The following is a 2,019-nucleotide window of genomic DNA, read 5'->3' as shown; positions in this document are numbered from 1 at the left end:
CACGAGTAGATATATGAGTACTTTAGAAGATCAAATTAGTACAACACTTCTACCCGGAATGCATATACCTAAGGAGTTATCATTGCTCTTTAACTGGATTGAAGAAAATCAATATCATATTGATAGGGATGATAGGCGTATTGGTTTTTTATACCCTCTTGAGAAGTTAAGAGAGGAATGGGGTGAAGATGAGAGACAAGGCGGAACAGTCATCGAATTCTTCGCTGAAGGTAATGTAAATATGCATTATTGGTTTGGCCATGAAAGGCCTGATGTAATAGATCGGTTATGCGTTTTTGCTAAAACCGGTGCTGAAGGTTCAATGGCGGCTTTCTGGTTAGACGACAATGGAAAGCAAAAAATTGTACATATGGGGTCCGGCTCTGGGTCTACGCTTGTATGTGTGCTATCTGAAAATCCAATTGACTTTTTAAGGTTGTTAGCTATCGGTTATGATGAAATTTGTTGGAATGATCACTTTGATGAAACCCCAAATGAATCAGCCGAAGCTGCAGGTATGCTTGTTCACCCTAATGTGAGATATCAGAACTGGGTTGAATCAACCTTTAAGGTCACTATTCCCGAAAAAGCTAACGCAATTGTTCTACACCCATCTGAAATGGGCGATGTGCAATCTGAAGACGAATTCTGTCAATGGGTCGAAACGAATGCATAACAAGTTGCCCAACTTCACTCCGCCAGCAAGCTGGCTCCGCGGGCAACACTGTGCGCCCCTTGGCAAGGCGTTATGTTTACTGACTAGTTATGAAGGAATATCACTGTTTCAGATGTAAAGAAGTTATGCCTTTTTTAGAAGAGCATGACTGGGAGATAATTTCTCCACTCCTAAAGGACTCGATTCGTAAAATCAAAGATTATCGTGCTGAACATCAATGCGATCTAGCTACTGCACAATTAAACTACAATGCAGAAGCTTCGCTCGAATTTGAAAGAATTACTGGCTATAAAGGCGTTTATATTGGATCACTATTTCATCATCGTCTAAAAGATATGGGGCCAGAATGTGTGGCCTGCGGCCACCTATTTAGAACTAATAGGGCTAGTTTTTGTGCAAACTGTGGAGGTATCGTTGGTAAAGAAACATAACAAGTTCGCCAAGTTTGCTGCGTTCGTTTCACTCACTGCGCGGGACGCGTTTTCAACGCGCCTCTTGCAAAAGCGTTAGGTATACGATAGTTATTTAGGAGGAAATTATGAGAATTAGCAAAATATCAGCTAATGATGAAGATGGAAATCATTATGACGTGACCGTTGATTACTTTGATTTAGAGGAAAATCTTACGTTGACCCTTTCAATAGAGAGCGAAGAGAAACTAACGACGGTAGACATTCTATTCCATGAACCAGATGGTTCAATAAAAATTGCGAATCTGAGTTTGTCCATAACTGGATTTGCAGGTTGTTTGGCAGCATCAGGGGCAGGCCATCTTGTACAAGTGATTTTAGAATGTCGAAAGAAAGGATTTAAAACAAAAAGAGCATTAATTAGGTGCCTTAAGAAGAAAGGGTTTTCTATTAATGCAGCATTAGCTGGCATAGCTGTAGCGTGCTTGGCAAACCTTTAAATGAACCATACAAGTTCGCAAAGTTCACTTCGTTCGTTTCACTCACTGCGCGGGACGCGTTTACAACGCGCCCCTTGCAAAGGCGTTAGATAGGCGAAGAGATAAAATATGAAATACGAGCATCTATTTTATTTTGAAGTAAAGGATGGAAAACCCTACATTTGTATCGATCGAGTTTTTGAAGGCGGGCGTAGAGATTTCATGACTCACCAGGAGCTACCTCACACAGAAGGAGACGAAGAAGGGTTTGATTTAATGGAAGAACTCGCTAGTTGGCTTGGAGGTTCAATGCTCATTGATTGCCCTGAATTTAGGGAACATATTGGTATTAATGAATAAGCAATCTAACAAGAAGCAAAACGGCTACGCCTCGGACGCGCGAAAAGCAGCGCGCTCGTTTTAAGGGCGTTATACCACCAAGTTACCCATGATT

Annotated in this window: 4 protein-coding genes; all 4 read left to right on the top strand. The window is 41.3% G+C overall.

Annotated features, from left to right (window positions below; genetic code table 11):
• On the top strand, positions 1-676 hold a 676-nt coding region (locus tag ABWW54_RS20030), incomplete at its 5' end, for an SMI1/KNR4 family protein (protein ID WP_502907834.1).
• Positions 677-765: 89 nt separating this feature from the next.
• Positions 766-1,107 (top strand): hypothetical protein, encoded by a 342-nt coding sequence (locus ABWW54_RS20025; RefSeq protein WP_353414985.1) that lies wholly within the window; start codon positions 766-768, stop codon positions 1,105-1,107.
• A gap of 107 nt (positions 1,108-1,214) precedes the next feature.
• A complete protein-coding gene (locus tag ABWW54_RS20020; protein ID WP_353414983.1) occupies positions 1,215-1,586 on the top strand; it encodes a hypothetical protein in 372 nt (123 codons plus the stop codon).
• 108 nt (positions 1,587-1,694) lie between these two features.
• Positions 1,695-1,925: a hypothetical protein gene (locus ABWW54_RS20015; RefSeq protein WP_353414981.1), complete on the top strand. Its 231-nt coding sequence runs from the start codon at positions 1,695-1,697 to the stop codon at positions 1,923-1,925.
• Positions 1,926-2,019 lie beyond the last annotated feature (94 nt).

It is taken from the genome of Arenicella sp. 4NH20-0111 (genome assembly GCF_040366405.1).
In the GTDB taxonomy this organism is placed as follows: Bacteria; Pseudomonadota; Gammaproteobacteria; order Arenicellales; family Arenicellaceae; genus Arenicella.
Note: the sequence above shows the minus strand (reverse complement) of the source record. Positions and strands in the feature narration are given on the sequence as shown.

Excerpts from the sequence above, each read along its gene's own strand:
- ABWW54_RS20020 (WP_353414983.1), top strand. The coding sequence starts at position 1,215 with ATGAGAATTAGCAAAATATCAGCTAATGATGAAGATGGAAATCATTAT.
- ABWW54_RS20025 (WP_353414985.1), top strand. The coding sequence starts at position 766 with ATGAAGGAATATCACTGTTTCAGATGTAAAGAAGTTATGCCTTTTTTA.
- ABWW54_RS20015 (WP_353414981.1), top strand. The coding sequence starts at position 1,695 with ATGAAATACGAGCATCTATTTTATTTTGAAGTAAAGGATGGAAAACCC.